The organism is Rhodococcus jostii RHA1 (assembly GCF_000014565.1).
Lineage (GTDB): Bacteria > Actinomycetota > Actinomycetes > Mycobacteriales > Mycobacteriaceae > Rhodococcus_F > Rhodococcus_F jostii_A.
The window spans coordinates 4,321,946-4,337,422 of record NC_008268.1; the positions used below are offsets into that span (position 1 = coordinate 4,321,946).

The window sequence follows — 15,477 nt, forward strand, 5'->3', positions numbered from 1 at the left end:
TCCGGACCGGTGACGAGCGCTCCCTCCGAGGCGCAGGACGTGATGGGGAGGCCCCGTGCGACGCTGGATTCTCGGTGTTCCCGTAGCGGTCGTGATTCCGCTCCTCGCAGCCTGTTCCACGACTGTGGCACCGCCCGTGGCGCAGCCGCAGACTCAATCGCCGCCGCCGACCGCGACCCTCGTGGGCCTGGGGGACTCCATCCCGGCCGGTGACGGATGCCCCGGCTGCACGCCGTTCGTGGAACTGTTCGGTGATCAGCTGTCCGGCGACGACGCGGTGCCCGTGCAGGTGGCCGATCTGGGTGTCGGGGGCTGGACGAGCGCCGACCTGCTCGACTCGCTCGAACCCGGCGAATACGACGCCGACGCCGTCCGCGACGCCGACCTCGTCACCGTCACGATCGGCGCCAACGACTTCTACGCCGAACTCGACGACTACCTGGACGGCGACTGCGGTGGCGACGACGGGCTCGGCTGCTTCGAACCCGTCCTGCCGCAGCTGCAGACCACGCTGACGTCCGTGCTCGACCGCATCGCCGAACTGCGGGCCGGTCAGCCGACCGCAGTGCTGGTCACCGGGTACTGGGACGTCTTCCCGGACGGTGACGTGGCCCGCGAGTTGTACGGGCCGCAGTTCCTCCGGGACAGCGCCGCGCTGACGCTGCGCGCCAACGACGTCATCTCGGAGGTCGCGGGCGCGGAGGGCGCCACGTACGTCGACCTGTTCAGCACGTTCAAGGGCACGTGGGGCGACGGCGACCCCACCGGGCTGCTGGCCGACGACGGCGACCACCCGAACCAGATCGGCCACCAGCTGATCGCCGACGCGTTGTCGTCCGCCGCGGTCGCGGGGTCCGGTTCCACCGAGGCGTCGGCGTTCACGTCGTCCGAGTGGTCGCCGCGCTGAGCTTCCGCCTGCGCACCACCGGATCGACGACGGACAGGATCAGCACCACGACCGTCGCGGCGCCGAACGCCGCCACGGACAGGTTCTGCCGAGGCGGGCGGAACGTCACGACCAGTTCGTGGTCACCCGGCGGAATCGGCACCGCGAGCAGACCGTGCCACCCCGCGGTCGTCTCCACCGGCTCGCCGTCGACGGCGGCCGAGTAGCCGGGCCACGCGAGGCGCGCGAACCAGACGGTGCCGCCGCTGCCTGCCACCCGCACGGTCTCCGTCGCCGCGCTCATCTCGGACGAGAGCACCCGGACGCCGTCGGACGCGAACGACACGCGTCCGGGCAGGGGCAGCGGCCGGTCACGCTGCAACACCGTCCGGGAGTCGCTGCGCTCGGTGACGTGCCAGCCGGGTGGGGGCGGTGCCGTCGCGACCTCGGGCACGAGCCCGTGCTCCACGACGAGCGTCGACACCCGGAGGTAGTCGATCAGCGGGATCGGGATGTCCGCGTTCACCGGCTGCCACAGCGCCCCGTACACCCCGGGGCAGACGGCGCCGCGGTAGTCCATGCACAGGGCTTCCTGGAACTCGGTGAACCCGATGCCGGTGTAGGCGTTGATGCTGCCCTCGGCGGACGACGCCATGATCTCGTTGCCGAACAGGATCCGGCCGGCGCTGACGTCCTCGTGGGACGTGTCGTCCAGGTCGGCGAGTTGCAGCACGGTGCCCTGGTAGCGGTCCGTCTGCGCGGACAGCACCGACGTGCTCGACGGATCGACGCGGCTGTCGCGTTCGACGTCGCGGGTGAGGGACCAGACCTGCGCTGCGGTCACCACCACGGTTCCCAGGACGAGGGCGGCGATGAGAGCATTCGGGCCCCGAGTGCGCCATGCGGTGTACGCGAGCACGCACAGCGCCGCGACGAGCAGCGCGAACAGCGTGTGCCGCAGCGTCAGGGCGGGTGAGGACGAGAACGCCAGGTAGAAGCCCAGCGCGATCAGCACCGCCGACGCCGTCGCCCGGTGACGCACCCGGTCGTGCGCGATGCCCAGCGACAACGCGAGCGCCAGGCCGATCACCCCGCACAGGTACAGGTATTCGACGAGCCGGATCGGCCACCGGAACATTCCGACGTTCGACGGTCCGAACGTGAAGAGGAAGTAGACGACCGCGATCACGAGCAGGCTGATCAGTGGTCGCCCGTGCGCGCGACGGAACTCCGTGGACGCGAACAGCGTGCGGATCCGGCCCCACGGCAGCCACGGCAGCAGTGGCAGCACGAACCACGAGAGGTACAGCGACGGGATCACCTCGACCGGCCCGCCGAACGTCATGATGACGGGCAGATACGACGGGCTGCTCATTCCCGCGAGGCCGCCGATCTGCGGCTGCAGGAACGTGTCGTTGAAGATGCCGGTGCTGCCCGCGCGGGTGGTGACGTCGACGCTGAGGAACAGCGGCAGGTAGGTCACCAGCGCGGCGGTGCCCGCGCATGCGCCGGTGATCACCAGAACGAACAACCGGAAGAACTGCCGCTGCGCGAGCAGGCCGATCCCGATGCCGAGGAGAACGACGACGGCGCCCAGCGCGGCGTACGGGTTGCCCATGCTCACCGTCAGTACGCCGATCACGAAGGCGACCAGCGGGTTCGTGCGACCGCGGGAGAGGCGCAGCGCCGACCACCAGAACAGCGTCACCCACGCGACGGCCATCATCCCGGACGGCCAGCCCGCCGCCTCGTAGAACAGGGTGAAACCGCTGAACGGAATGGTCAGTCCGGCGAGGATCGCCGGACCGCGGCGGGCGCCGTATTCGCGGCACAGCAGATACGCGGCGAGGGCGAACAGCGCGAGGAACTCGGCCATGATCACGAACGCCGCGACGGACAGGTTCTCGAATGTCGCGGCCAGGATGTAGTTGGCCAGGTTGACCGGGTTGTAGAGGCCGTACGCGGCCTCGCCCGCATAGTTCCCGCCGATCCAGGCGTCGGGATTGACGGTGAGCCACCGCCCGGCGAGGAGTTCGGTGCCGATCCGGTGCCAGGACGGCACGAACGATTCCAGCATGTCGCCGCCGTAGTAGAAGCGGTCGTACACGATCCGGGGAATCGTCGCGATTGCCGCGGCAGCCACCGCGACCGCCGATGCCACCATCCACTCGGGCACGCGGTGTATCGATCGGGTGAACGTCGAGGACACGGACGCGGAGGGTGCCACGGACTCCGAGCCTACGAGTTAGGCTGCGCCCGTGCGCCTTTTCGGTTGTTCCCACGACCAGAAAGGCGCACGTGCGCCGAAGGCGCTGTCGGTCGTCGTCCCCGCCTACAATTCCGCCGCCGTCATCGAGCAGACCGTCCACCGGCTGGCCGAACGCCTGGCCGGTCACGACGTCGAGATCATCGTGGTGGAGAACGGATCCACCGACGACACCGCGGACATCTGCGGCCGCCTTGCCGCCGAGTGGACGCCCGGACCCGTGTCGCTCACCGTGCTGCGGAGCGAGAAGGGCATGGGCAACGCGTTGCGGACGGGAGCGGAGGCGAGTCGCGGCGCGCACGTGCTGCTGACCGCCGACGACCTGCCGTTCGGGTTCGACGACCTCGACGGCGCCGAGACGCTCGCCGGCCACGACGGCCGGCTGCCCGAAGTCGTGATCGGTTCCAAGGCCCACCCCGACTCGCAGGTGCAACGCGGCGCGCTCCGGGGAACCCTGACGTGGGGTTTCGCGGCGCTGCGCCGCGTGGTTCTCGGGATGCGCACCGGCGACCCCCAGGGCACCGTCCTGATGGACGGCGACCTGATGCGAAGACTGGTTCCCGACCTCGTCGAGCCCGGGTTCCTGTTCACCACCGAACTCGTCTACCTCGCGGAGCGGGCGGGCATCGTGCCGGTCGAGGTCCCGGTGCGTCTGAGCGCCGATCACGACAGCCACGACACCCGCATATCCAGGGGCGATGTGCTCGCGATGGGGGTGGGGCTGTTCCGGCTGCGGGCCCGTCACCGGGACGGAGGGCGCCTCGCATGGTCGGGGAGCACGTCGCGAGGTTGATACCCTGCGAACCGAGAAGAGGATCGTGCCGTCGCCGTGGCGCGGTCCAGCCCACCTCTCGCGGGGAACAGTAGGAGCACTATGAACGAGTCTGCGTCGGTAGCACCTGTGGACGGGAGCACGGCCGCGGTACGGAGTGCTCTCACCGAGCATCGCGCACCCGACCGCCTCGTGGTGGCGCGAGGTCTCTTCACGGGACCGACCACCCGGGTCAAGGACGACCTGTACGCCAGGATCGTCAAGGGCCGCGCCCACCGCGAGCGTTACGTCGTACACCTCGAGAAGGGTGCGACGGTCGACACCGACACGTACTTCGGCCGGTTCGCTGCCAGCTACTACCAGCGCTGGACCACGGTCACCGACGTGACCGTCGGGTTCCACCACGAGGCCGGCGGTCGGGCCGTGGTGGCGCTGCGCGGCTCCGATTCGGGCGGCAACTCGCGCATCCTCGCGACGACGGAGATCGACGGCTCGGGCACGGCGACGCTGTCCGCGAAGCTCGACGCCTACCTCGACGGCGGTTCCCTGTGGGTGGAGTTCACCGCCGTCGACGGCCCCCTCGCCGTGAGCGAACTGGAGTGGACCGTCGCCGCGCCGTCGGTGATCCGGCCCGCCGCGATCGCGATCTGCACGTTCAACCGCGCCGACGACTGCGCCGAGACCGTCGCCGCCATCGCGAACGACTCGACGATGGCATCCGGCATCGACGCCGTGTACGTGGTCGACCAGGGCAGCGACCACGTGTCGGACCGGGAGAAGTTCACCGAGGTCGCCGAGATCCTGGGCGACAAGCTCGTGTACCTGCGGCAGCCGAACCTCGGCGGGGCCGGCGGATTCACCCGCGGCATGTACGAGGTGTCGGGGATCAACGAGCACGCCAACCTGATCCTGATGGACGACGACATCCTGTGCGAGCCGGAGTCGATCCTGCGGATGAATGCGTTCGCCAACGTCACCACCGAGCCGACTCTCGTCGGCGCGCAGATGCTGTACCTGATGAACCCGGAGCACCTGCACGTCAGCGCGGAGGAAGCGGACCTGTCGAAGCTGAAGGCGGGACGTTGGGCGGCCGGGTCGCGGCACGACATCAATCTGCTCAAGAAGAAGCAGCACAAGCGCGTCGACGCCGGCTACAACGCGTGGTGGTCGTGCCTGATCCCGGCCGAGGTGGTCGCGCAGATCGGGCTTCCGCTGCCGATGTTCTTCCAGTGGGACGACATCGAGTACGGCATCCGTGCCCGCGCCGCCGGATTCGTCACCGTCACCCTGCCCAATGCCGGTGTGTGGCACGCGGACTTCCACTGGAAGGACCGCGACGACTGGGCCAAGTACTTCAGCATCCGCAACTCGCTGATCGCGGCCGCGCTGCACAGTGACTTCGACGCCAAGTCGCTGAGCAAGAGGATGACGCGGGAGATCACCCAGTACCTCGTGTCGATGCAGTACGGGTTGGCGTACACCATGATTCGCGGTATCGAGGACTTCCTCGAGGGCCCGAAGGTCCTCGAGGACGGCGGTCAGGCCGTGCTGGCGTCGATCCGTGAGGAGCGCAAGCGGTTCCCCGAAACCGTCAAGCACCCCGCGTCGAACATTCCCGGTGTCCGCAACTCCGACCTCGTCACCCGCTACGCCGGTTTCGAGCCGGACAAGAGCAAGATCGACCTCGTCCTCGCCAAGCGGGCCGCGTACCAGTGGCTCGGCCGCACCCAGCACGGGGTCGCGAGTATTCCTGTGGCCGAGGCGCACTGGTGGCACGTGTCGCTGTTCGACACCGCCGTCATCACCGACGCCTCCCAGTCCGGGGTGCGGGTGCGCCGCCGCGACAAGGAGACGGCCCGTGAGCTCACGGCTCGGACCGCGAAGCTGATGAAGCGGTTCCGCGAGGATGCGGCGTCGACGCAGCGCCAGTACCGGGACGCGTTGCCGCAGCTCACCAGCCGGGAGAACTGGGCTCGCCTCTACGGTAAGTGACGTCGGCCGCACCGTTGCAGGCCCGCGATGTGCGTGGGCTGCTCCGGGATTCGTTCCTCGTCTTCGCTGTCGGTGTGGTGCTCGGCGCGGCGTGGAGTTGGCGTCCGTCGTTCTGGTACGACGAGGTCGCGACGCTGTACTCGAGTCAGCGGTCCCGGCCCGACCTGTCGAATCTGCTCGGCCACATCGATGCCGTGCACGGGTTGTATTACGTCGGGATGCACTACTGGTTCGCGATGTTCGGTGCCTCGGAGTTCTCGGCCCGGTTCCCGAGCGCCCTGGCCGCGGGCGCGGCGGGCGCAGGGGTGGTGGTGCTCGGTGCGCTGATCTCGACCAGGCGGGTGGCGGTGCTGTCCGGGATCCTGTTCGTGATCCTGCCCAGCGTCACGTGGGCGGCCGCGGAGGCTCGCGGCTACGCGGCCACAGCTGCCGCCGCGGTCTGGCTGACCGTGATTCTCCTTGCGGCACTGAGGCTCCGGCGGCGGTGGCTGTGGGCGCTGTACGCCGCCGGCCTGGCGGTGTCGATCGTGTTGTTCGTCTACCTGATCACCCTCGTTCCCGCGCACCTGCTGACGATCCTTCTGCTGCGCGAGGTCCGGCGGTCCTGGCTCGGATGGGCGTCCGCCACGGCGGCGGGGGCAGTGGTCGCGGCGCCGTTCGTGGCGCTGGTGCGCCGGGAATCCGTCCAGGTGGCGTGGATCCCGCCGCTCGACGGGCACCTGCCGCGGGCCGTCGCCGAGTACCAGTGGTTCGTCGGCGCACCGTGGTTCGCGATGCTGTTCGCCGTCCTGGTGGTGGCCGGGGTGGTGGCGCTGGTGCGCGGTCGCCGTGTGCCCCCGGTGCTGTACGTCGCGCTGCCGTGGATCGCCGTGCCGATGGCGGCGTTGCTCGCGTATTCGCTCCTGCGCAGCCCGGTGTATCTGCCGCGGTACTTCACGTTCACCACGCCGGCGGTGGCCCTCGTCGGCGGACTCTGCCTGGCCGCCCTGGCCCGGAAGTGGTGGGAGTCCGCCGCGGTGCTCGCGGTGTTCGTGGTGGCCGCATCGCCGAGCTACCTCGACCAGCGCGAGCAGTGGGCGAAACCCAGCGGCATGGACTTCAGCACCGTCAACAGTTTCGCCGGGGAACACCTCCGCCCCGGCGACTGCGTGCTGTTCGACAAGCCGGCCTGGAACCCCACGTCGCTGCGGCTCGTGAAGAACGTGCGGCCGGCGGCATTCGACGGCACCCGCGACATCGGGCTCGGGACCACGGCCGCGAGCCGGGGGTCGCTGTGGGACGACGAACTCGCCGTCCCGGACCTCGCGGGCCAGCTCGAGTCGTGCTCCGTGGTCTGGTTCTTCACCGACTACGAACGCGACGCCGAGCGCGTCATCCGGCACACGTCCAACGAGGTGTGGACGCTGCCGCCGTACCACTTCGAGGACACCGAGGCGTTCGCGGCGCTCGCGCGGTCCGGACTGCGGATCGACGAACGCGCGACGTTCAACGTCACGCAGGCGGTGAAGCTGGTGCGGTGATCCGCACGACCACCTGCTCGTGGTTCGCGGTGTAGCTCAGGTACTCGAAGCCGACGCCGGTGCGGTCGACGAACTCCGCCCACGCCCGGTACTCGTGCTCCTGCCAGCCCGGGAAGTTGAAGAACTCGTCGAACACGATCACCGTGCCCGCGACCAGCCGGCGTTCGATCCGGTCGAGCACCGACTTCGTGGACGAGTACAGGTCGGCGTCGAGATGCACGAACGACACCGGTCCCGGATGCTTCTCCAGGAACCCCGACAGGGTGTCCTCGAACAGTCCGGGCACCAACTGGGCGCCCCGCACCTGCGGCAGATTCTCCTGCGCGAACTCCCCGGCCGGGAATCCGGTGCGCCACGTCTGCGGCAGACCGGAGAACACGTCGAACCCGAATACCTCGTGCTCGGCGTCCTTCAACTGTTCGACGATGATCCGGAGCGTGGTGCCCGACGCCACCCCGAACTCGAGGGCCAGCCCCTCGACCTCCACCTGCGACAGTCCGTAGCGCAGCGTGTCCTGCGGATTCCAGAACACGGGCGCCTTCGGCATGTGTTCGAGCACGAACGCCGCCGCCTCGTTCGTGGCCCGCACGTCCAGTGCCTGCGTGATGTCGCGGCGGGCCTGCTGCTCCAGTTCGCCGAGCCGCTGCTGGACGTCGGAGATCTCCATGCGGGCATCGGACAGCTCGGACAGCACCCGGGCGAGTTCCTGATTGGTCGCGCTCAGCTCTGCCAGGGTCTGGTCGTGCTGGTTCTCGGTGAGCTCACGGGACCGTCGATCCGACTCGGCCACCACCTCGGACATGGCACGTTGAAGCTTGAGACGGGCCTTTCTCCGAAGATCGAACATATACCCATGTTGCCAGTCCGCATCCCGGCTCACCGCTCGAACCGGGATGCGGTCGGACGCCCGTGTCAGTGACCGCGACTGCGGTACATCTGACGTTGCCAGCGGGCGATGCTCTTCCACTCGCGTTCGCGTTCGGCTCGGAGCCTCGCGTCGGTGCGTGACGCGATCCACCCGTTCTCGCGAATCAGCTTGCGGTAGCTGGCAAGCCTGCGTTCGGGCAGTTCGCCGTGCTCCACCGCGCCCTGCACCGCGCAACCAGGTTCGGCCGTGTGGGAGCAGTCCGCGAACCGGCACCGCGCCGCGAGCTCCTCGATCTCGGGAAACGTCTTGTCGATGCCGTCGGACGTGTCCCACATGCCGACACCCCGCAGTCCCGGCGTGTCGATCAGGGCACCCCCGGAAGGCAGCGGCAGGAGTTCACGGTGCGTCGTCGTGTGACGTCCCTTGTGGTCGCCCTCGCGGACACGACCGGTGGCGAGCACGTCCTCGCCGAGCAACGCGTTCGCGAGCGTCGACTTGCCCGTGCCGGACGGTCCGATGAGCGCGACCGTCCCGTCGATGACGGCGGTGAGGACGTCGATGCCGTCGCCGGTGTCGGCGCTCACCGCGAGGACCGTCGCACCCGGTGCCACCGCCGCCACCTCCGCGGTCGCGGGGGAAACATCCTGCACGGTATCGGATTTGGTCAGCGCGACCACCGGCTGGGCGCCGCTCTCCCACGCCAAGGCCAGCAGGCGTTCGATGCGTCCGAGATCGAGGGCGGTGTCGAGTGCGGCGGCGATCACCACCGTGTCGACGTTGGCCGCGAGGAGCTGGCCCTCCGACCGGCCGGACGAGGACGATCGGACGATCGCGCTGCGCCGGGGGAGCAGGTCGGCGACGGCGATGTCGTCGCCGTGACGGTGGAGTGTCACCCAGTCGCCGGTGCAGAGCGTGTGCTCGCCTGCGAGCGCGCGGACGATGCCCGCGGGCGTCGCGACGTCGCAGCGACCGCGGTCCACGCGGATCACCCGACCGGGCTCCCGACCGTCGGCCGGGTAGTTGTCGAAGGTGTCGGAAAGTGTGTCGTTCCAGCCGTAGGGCAGGAGTTGTCCAGGGTCGAACATGGTGGGTGTGATCCTCGGGTCGATGAGCGCCGACCGGACCACTGCGCGGGTTCGGTCAGGCGAGGGGGAAGGGGGAGTAGACGCACACGACGTCGACCGACGAGACAGTCATCGGACACTCACTCCTTCGCAGCACATCGAGATCGAAACACAGCGAGATCTTTCGACCGGAACCCCACGATGCTCCCACCCGGCGGAACCCGGGCGCAACCGAATTACGGGCGCTCGAACCGTTCCTGGCGGCCCAGCTTCCGCAGCCGCATCCACTCCCTCAGACCCTGCGGATCACGCCGCGTGACGAGGAAGTACCACCCGAACCGCACCCATTCCTGCGGCAGCAGCTTCCGCATGCCCGGCTGGGACAGCAGATAACCGCGGTTGCGGTACGTGAAGAACCGCTTCGTCTCGTTGTCCGGGTACTGCGTGTGCATCCGGCCGCCGAGGATCGGCTTGAACTCCTCCGCGCCGTTCGGGTGCACGTACGCTGTCTGCAGGCAGGTGCCGAACGGCAGCCCCGACCGCACCAGCCGGCGATGCACCTCCACCTCGTCGCCGCGGACGAACAGACGCAGGTCGGGAACGCCGACCGTGTCGATCGCCGACGCGCGGAACAGGGCACCGTTGAACAGCGACGCGATGCCCGGCAGCAGGTCGGCGGAGTCGTCGCCGTCGGCGAACAGTTCCGAACGGAGCCGTCGCCACTCCACCCCGCGGCGCAGGGGGAACGCGAGTCGGTCGGGGTCGTCGATGTCGCAGACCACGGGGGAGACCTCGGCCAGCCCGTGCCGCTGCGCGCAGTCGAGCAGCGTCTCCAGGACCTTCGGTCCTTCGGGCCGTCCGTCGTCGTCGGCGAGCCACACCCAGTCGGCGCCGAGCGAGAGGGCGTACAGGATGCCCAGCGCGAAGCCGCCCGCCCCGCCCAGATTGTGCTGCGACCCGAGGTAGCTGACGGGGATCCCGGACGATTCGACGAGCTCACGCACGTCGTCCTCGGCGGCGTTGTCGACGACCACCAGATGGTCCAGCGGACGCGTCTGCGAGCCGAGGACCTTCAGCGATTCCGCCAGCAGTTCGCGGCGCTTGTGGGTGACGACGACACCGACGATCCGCTCGGCAGGAGCGCTCACGCGGACTCCGCCTCGGCTTCCGCGGCCGTACGAACGGGACGCTCGTTCGATCTGTCGCTACGGGCGTCCCGTTCGGCCGAAGCGGTGACCCCGGACTTCTCCCGGTCCAACTCGTAGATGACGTGGCGGACGTGGTCGGCGGCGTCGTCACCCTCGTACGCGCGGACGACGTCCTCGATGCCGCCCTGCTGCCGGATCCGACCGTGGTCGATCCACATGGCCGTGTCGCAGAGCTGGGCGAGGAATTCGTTGGAATGGCTGGCGAACACCAGGATGCCGGACCGCTCCACCAGCGCCTGCAGACGCACGCGCGCCTTCTTCATGAACTCCGCGTCGACGGCGCCGATGCCCTCGTCGAGCAGCAGGATCTCCGGGTCGATGCTGGTGACCACACCCATCGCGACGCGCACACGCATACCGGTGGAGTACGTGCGCAACGGCATCGACAGGTACTCGCCCAGCTCGGTGAACTCGGCGATCTCGTCCATCTTCGCGAGCATCTGCTTGCGGGTCTGCCCGAGGAACAATCCGCGGATGATGATGTTCTCGTAGCCGGAGATCTCGGGGTCCATGCCCACACCGAGGTCGAAGACCGGGGCCACACGGCCGCGGATGCTCGCGCTGCCGCGGGTGGGTTCGTAGATGCCGGACAGCAGCCGCAGCAGCGTCGACTTGCCGGCGCCGTTGTGGCCGACCAGGCCGATCCGGTCGCCTTCCTTCAGCGACAGATTGATGTCGCGCAGGGCCTCGACCACGACGACGTCCGAGTTGTTGCGCCCGATCGACCCGCCGGCCTTGCCGAGGAACGCCTTCTTCAGAGACCGGGACTTGGCGTCGAAGATCGGGAAGTCGACGCAGGCGTCCCGCGTCTCGATACTCACATGCTCTGTCATTACTTCAGACCCCTAAACCCAGTAGGGCACACGGGCCCGGTACTTGCGAAGCGCGAGGATGGCGGCGGCCCACCCGACGACGGTGATGGCCAGCACGATGTACCAGTGGTACGCCTGCTGATCCTGACCGATCATGGGCGCGCGCACGATGTCGAGGTAGTGGAACAGCGGGTTCAGCTCGGCGAGCTTGACGCGCTCGGCGGCCTGTCCACCCTGCGCCTCGAGGCTCTGCGTCGTCCACATGATCGGTGTCAGCACGAACAGCAGCAGCGTCATGCTGCCGAGGATCGGCGCGATGTCCCGGTACCGGGTGGAGAAGATGCCGAACATGATCGACACCCACGCCGCGTTGACGACGATCAGCGCGATCGCCGGAATCGCGGCCAGCGACATCCAGGTCAGGTGCCGCCACACGCCGAACGCGAACAGCATGATCACGTAGATCACCAGGTTGTGGGCGAACAGCAGCAGCTGCCGCCACACCAGCCGGTAGACGTGGACGCTCAGCGCCGACGGCAGCTGTTTGATCAGCCCCTCGTTGGCGATGAACACCTCGGATCCCTCGAGGATGCTCGCGCTGATCAGGTTCCAGACGATCAGACCCACGGTGACGTACGGCAGGAACTCGTCCAGCGGGATGTCGAGCAGGGCGGAGTACAGGATGCCCATCGCCGCGGCCTGCACGCCGGTCGCGATCGTGATCCAGAACGGGCCGATCACCGACCGGCGGTAGCGCTGCTTGATGTCCTGCCAGCCGAGGCTCAGCCACAGCTCGCGCTGAGCGAAGCCGTCCCTGAGGTCCTTGAACGCGCGACGGAAGGTCTGCGAGTCGGACGCCGGGAGCGGGCCGCCTGCGGCCTCGGTTTCGATAGCGGATGCTGACACGGGCACCGAGCCTACCGGGAGTCGAGTTCCATGCTGTTTCGCCCGTTGCTACAGGTACTGGCCGGTACCGCTCGACTGCGACCCCGGATCGGGATTGTGCGCCCCGTGCGGGTTGCCCATGCTGATGCCCGGAGGTAGTGCTCCCTGACGCATCTGTTCGAGCTGGGAGCGGGCCGCCATCTGCTGAGCGAACAGGGCCGTCTGGATGCCGTGGAACAGTCCTTCGAGCCACCCGACCAGCTGCGCCTGCGCGATGCGGAGTTCGGCGTCGGTGGGGACGGTGTCGTCGGTGAAGGGCAGGGTGAGGCGTTCGAGCTCGTCGCGCAGTTCGGGGGCGAGGCCCTGCTCGAGCTCGTGGATCGACGACTTGTGGATCTCCTTCAGCCGGTTGCGGCTGGCGTCGTCGAGCGGTGCGGCGCGCACTTCCTCGAGGAGCTGCTTGATCATCGTGCCGATGCGCATGACCTTGGCCGGCTGCTCCACCATGTCGGCCACCGACTCCGTGCCGTTGGCGTTCGCGTCCGCGGCGGATTCGGAGCCCTCGGGCTTGGTCTCGGCCTCGGCGACGGGGATGGCCATGGGCTGACCGTCGGGGCCGATCACAACGACGTGTTCATTCTCCGAGTTCGTCATGCCTCCATCTTGGCTGTTCCCGCTCGGCAGTGCGAAGGTGCGTCCGATTTGGGCCCATTCCACCTTTGTTGCACTCCACAACAATCGATGGCTGGCTTCGACCGTATTGACTTGGGGTCTTAGAGTGTCGGGCATGGCTTACGACGTTGCCCGCGTTCGGGGACTCATCCCCTCACTCGGCGACGGTTGGATCCATCTCGATCCGCAGGCCGGCATGCAGATTCCCGACGCGGTGTCGCGCACTGTCTCCACGGCCTTCCGGGCGTCTGCCTCTTCGTCGACCGGGCGACATGTGTCCAGTCGGCGCAGTGCGGCGGTACTCGATGCGGCCCGAGCAGCCGTCGCCGACCTGGTCGGAGGCGATCCCGCCGGGGTCGTGCTCGGACCCGACCGATCCGTTCTCCTCGCCTGGCTGGCGGAGTCGCTGAGCACGCGACTCGGCCTCGGTACCGGGCTGGTGCTCTCCCGCCTCGACGAGGAAGCGAACGTCGCGCCCTGGCTCAGAGTCGCCAGCCGCTACGGCGCCCAGGTGCGGTGGGCGGAGGTCGAGATCGAGACGTGCGAACTTCCCAGCTGGCAGTTCCAGGACCTCATCACCACCACGACGCGCCTCGTCGCACTCACCGCCGCATCCCCGATCGTCGGATCGGCGCCCGACGTCCGCGTCGCCTCGGACCGCGTCCACGAAGTCGGGGGACTGATGGTCGTCGACGCGATCGGCGCGGCCCCCTACGCGCACGTCGACATCAACGAACTCGGAGCGGACGTCGTCGCCGTCGGCGCCACCTCCTGGGGCGGGCCGCAGGTCGGGGCACTCGTCTTCCGCGACCCCACCCTCCTCGACCGCATCCCCGCCGTGTCGCTCAACCCGTATGCGCGGGGTGTCGAACGTCTCGAGGTCGGGGTGCACCAGTTCGCGCTCCTCGCCGGCCTCACCACGTCGATCGACTTCCTCGCGAACCTCGACGAATCGGCCACCGGTTCCCGGCGTCAGAAACTCGAGACGTCCATCAGCTCGCTGCAGAATTACCAGGACACCCTGTTCGACCACCTCATGTCCTCGCTGAAGCGGCTGCCGCAGGTCATGGTCATCGGGCGCTCGCCCAGCCGGGTTCCGACGCTCAGCTTCACCGTCGCCGGAGTCTCGGCCGACAAGGTCGCGTCGCACCTCGCCGACAAGCGCATCGCCACCGTCAGCGGCGTCCACGGCGGCTCCCGGCTGCTCGACGCGCTCGGCGTCAACGACGAGGGCGGCGCCGTCACCATCGGTCTCGCGCCGTACACCACCCGTCACGAGATCGACCAGCTCGTGAACGAGCTCGCCACCCTGGGCTGAGCCGGTCGCCGGCTTTGCCCGCTGCGCGCCCGCTGCCCCGCCGCGCCCAATGTGACATTCGTTCCGTTGGAGTGGACGAATGTCACATCGGGCGACGACGGCAGCAGGCAGACCGTCAGTTCCGCGGGATCGTCAGGATCACCTTGCCGACGGTGTCCGCCGAGTCCAGCAGTTCGTGCCCGCGCGGAGCCTCGGTGATGGGCAGTTCCGCCGCGACGATGGGATGGACCGCGCCCTCCGCGATCAGCGGCCACAGCCGCTTGCGGACGTCGGCGACGATGTCGGCCTTGCCCTCGTGTCCCGACTCGGCCCGCCCCCGCAGTCCGGCCGCCGTCACGTGGCCGCGCTTGGACAGCAACTTGCCGAGGTCCAGTTCACCCTTGCGGCCGCCCTGCATGCCGATGACGACGAGCCGGCCGTCGGCGGCGAGCACGTCGACGTTGCGGTCGAGGTACGAGCCACCCATGTTGTCGAGGATCACATCGGCGCCGTGACCGTCGGTCGCCTTGCGGATCTCGTCGACGAAATCGGCTTCGCGGTAGTTGACGAGGATGTCGGCGCCGAGTTCGCGGCAGCGCGCCAGCTTCTCCTCGGAGCCGGCGGTGACGGCCACGCGGGCCCCCAGCGCGACGCCCACCTGGATGGCGTGGGTGCCGATGCCGCCGCCACCGCCGTGCACCAGCAGCACGTCACCGCGGGACAGTCCGGCGCCCATCACGACGTTCGACCACACCGTGCACGCGACCTCCGGCAGTGACGCGGCGACGAGCAGGTCCACCCCTTCGGGCAGCGGGAGAAGCTGCGACGCGGGGACGGCCACCTTCTCCGCATATCCGCCGCCGGCGAGCAGCGCGCACACCTGGTCGCCGACGGACCACCCCGACACTCCCTCGCCGAGTTCGGCGATCGTGCCGGAACATTCGAGCCCGAGGACGTCGCTGGCTCCAGGTGGCGGGGGATAGAACCCCTGACGCTGCAACAGGTCGGCGCGGTTGACGGCCGTCGCGGCTACGTCGAGGAGAACGTGACCGGGTGGGAGTTCCGGGTCCGGCTGCTCCGCCCACTTCATGACTTCGGGGCCGCCCGGTTGATCGATCGTGATCGCATACATGGGGACGACGCTAGCGAAATGCGTCGGCGCCCGGTGGATGTGAGCGATTACAGCGGTCCCTCGGCATTCCCGGGACCGCACGCTACTGGAAAGTAATGTCGCA

General features: G+C 68.8%; 13 protein-coding genes. 5 read left to right on the plus strand and 8 right to left on the minus strand.

Annotated elements, in window-relative coordinates:
• The first annotated feature begins 55 nt into the window (after positions 1–55).
• Positions 56–907 (plus strand): SGNH/GDSL hydrolase family protein, encoded by an 852-nt coding sequence (locus RHA1_RS19965; protein WP_011596599.1) that lies wholly within the window; start codon positions 56–58, stop codon positions 905–907.
• Here RHA1_RS19965 and RHA1_RS19970 read toward each other — a convergent pair.
• Positions 879–3,050 (minus strand): glycosyltransferase family protein, encoded by a 2,172-nt coding sequence (locus RHA1_RS19970; protein WP_011596600.1) that lies wholly within the window; start codon positions 3,048–3,050, stop codon positions 879–881. The genes RHA1_RS19965 and RHA1_RS19970 overlap by 29 nt on opposite strands.
• Before the next feature lie 94 nt (positions 3,051–3,144).
• Here RHA1_RS19970 and RHA1_RS19975 point away from each other — a divergent pair, with 94 nt between their 5' ends.
• The 3 genes from RHA1_RS19975 (at position 3,145) to RHA1_RS19985 (ending at position 7,436) form a co-directional block, all read left to right on the plus strand.
• A complete protein-coding gene (locus tag RHA1_RS19975) occupies positions 3,145–3,945 on the plus strand; it encodes a glycosyltransferase (protein WP_011596601.1) in 801 nt (266 codons plus the stop codon).
• Positions 3,946–4,026: 81 nt separating this feature from the next.
• Complete coding sequence (locus RHA1_RS19980) at positions 4,027–5,916, plus strand: glycosyltransferase (RefSeq protein ID WP_011596602.1); 1,890 nt, start codon at positions 4,027–4,029, stop codon at positions 5,914–5,916.
• Positions 5,913–7,436 carry a glycosyltransferase family 39 protein gene (locus RHA1_RS19985; protein WP_011596603.1) on the plus strand — a complete coding sequence of 508 codons (1,524 nt, stop codon included), beginning with the start codon at positions 5,913–5,915 and terminating at the stop codon, positions 7,434–7,436. Before RHA1_RS19980 ends, RHA1_RS19985 begins: the two co-directional genes overlap by 4 nt.
• Here RHA1_RS19985 and RHA1_RS19990 read toward each other — a convergent pair.
• From RHA1_RS19990 to RHA1_RS20015, 6 genes are all read right to left on the minus strand, one after another.
• Positions 7,408–8,283, minus strand: coding sequence for a class I SAM-dependent methyltransferase (locus RHA1_RS19990; RefSeq protein ID WP_029539696.1), 876 nt, complete (start codon positions 8,281–8,283; stop codon positions 7,408–7,410). The two genes, RHA1_RS19985 and RHA1_RS19990, sit on opposite strands and share 29 nt — an antisense overlap.
• A gap of 65 nt (positions 8,284–8,348) precedes the next feature.
• The gene (rsgA, locus tag RHA1_RS19995) at positions 8,349–9,431 is read right to left on the minus strand and encodes a ribosome small subunit-dependent GTPase A (RefSeq protein ID WP_050787339.1); all 1,083 of its coding nucleotides are present in this window, start codon (positions 9,429–9,431) and stop codon (positions 8,349–8,351) included.
• Positions 9,432–9,604: 173 nt separating this feature from the next.
• Positions 9,605–10,516: a galactofuranosyltransferase GlfT1 gene (gene glfT1 / locus RHA1_RS20000; RefSeq protein WP_009477186.1), complete on the minus strand. Its 912-nt coding sequence runs from the start codon at positions 10,514–10,516 to the stop codon at positions 9,605–9,607.
• A complete protein-coding gene (wzt, locus tag RHA1_RS20005; RefSeq protein ID WP_011596606.1) occupies positions 10,513–11,409 on the minus strand; it encodes a galactan export ABC transporter ATP-binding subunit Wzt/RfbE in 897 nt (298 codons plus the stop codon). The genes glfT1 and wzt overlap by 4 nt, the downstream gene beginning before the upstream one ends.
• 12 nt (positions 11,410–11,421) lie before the next feature.
• Positions 11,422–12,294, minus strand: coding sequence for a galactan export ABC transporter permease subunit Wzm/RfbD (gene wzm / locus RHA1_RS20010; RefSeq protein WP_012691162.1), 873 nt, complete (start codon positions 12,292–12,294; stop codon positions 11,422–11,424).
• 48 nt (positions 12,295–12,342) lie between these two features.
• The gene (locus RHA1_RS20015; protein ID WP_041811758.1) at positions 12,343–12,927 is read right to left on the minus strand and encodes a bacterial proteasome activator family protein; all 585 of its coding nucleotides are present in this window, start codon (positions 12,925–12,927) and stop codon (positions 12,343–12,345) included.
• 133 nt (positions 12,928–13,060) lie between these two features.
• Between RHA1_RS20015 and RHA1_RS20020 the strand changes: the two genes are divergently transcribed.
• The gene (locus RHA1_RS20020; protein WP_029539698.1) at positions 13,061–14,263 is read left to right on the plus strand and encodes a cysteine desulfurase-like protein; all 1,203 of its coding nucleotides are present in this window, start codon (positions 13,061–13,063) and stop codon (positions 14,261–14,263) included.
• 115 nt (positions 14,264–14,378) lie between these two features.
• Here the strand turns inward: RHA1_RS20020 and RHA1_RS20025 are convergent, their stop codons facing one another.
• Positions 14,379–15,374 carry an NAD(P)H-quinone oxidoreductase gene (locus RHA1_RS20025; RefSeq protein WP_011596608.1) on the minus strand — a complete coding sequence of 332 codons (996 nt, stop codon included), beginning with the start codon at positions 15,372–15,374 and terminating at the stop codon, positions 14,379–14,381.
• Positions 15,375–15,477: the final 103 nt, after the last annotated feature.

Bases quoted from the DNA above. Each gene is read 5' to 3' on its own strand.
- RHA1_RS20020 (WP_029539698.1), top strand. From the start codon at position 13,061: ATGGCTTACGACGTTGCCCGCGTTCGGGGACTCATCCCCTCACTCGGC.
- RHA1_RS20025 (WP_011596608.1), bottom strand. From the start codon at position 15,374: ATGTATGCGATCACGATCGATCAACCGGGCGGCCCCGAAGTCATGAAG.
- RHA1_RS20015 (WP_041811758.1), bottom strand. From the start codon at position 12,927: ATGACGAACTCGGAGAATGAACACGTCGTTGTGATCGGCCCCGACGGT.
- wzt (WP_011596606.1), bottom strand. From the start codon at position 11,409: ATGACAGAGCATGTGAGTATCGAGACGCGGGACGCCTGCGTCGACTTC.
- RHA1_RS19980 (WP_011596602.1), top strand. From the start codon at position 4,027: ATGAACGAGTCTGCGTCGGTAGCACCTGTGGACGGGAGCACGGCCGCG.
- RHA1_RS19990 (WP_029539696.1), bottom strand. From the start codon at position 8,283: ATGTTCGATCTTCGGAGAAAGGCCCGTCTCAAGCTTCAACGTGCCATG.
- RHA1_RS19970 (WP_011596600.1), bottom strand. From the start codon at position 3,050: ATGGTGGCATCGGCGGTCGCGGTGGCTGCCGCGGCAATCGCGACGATT.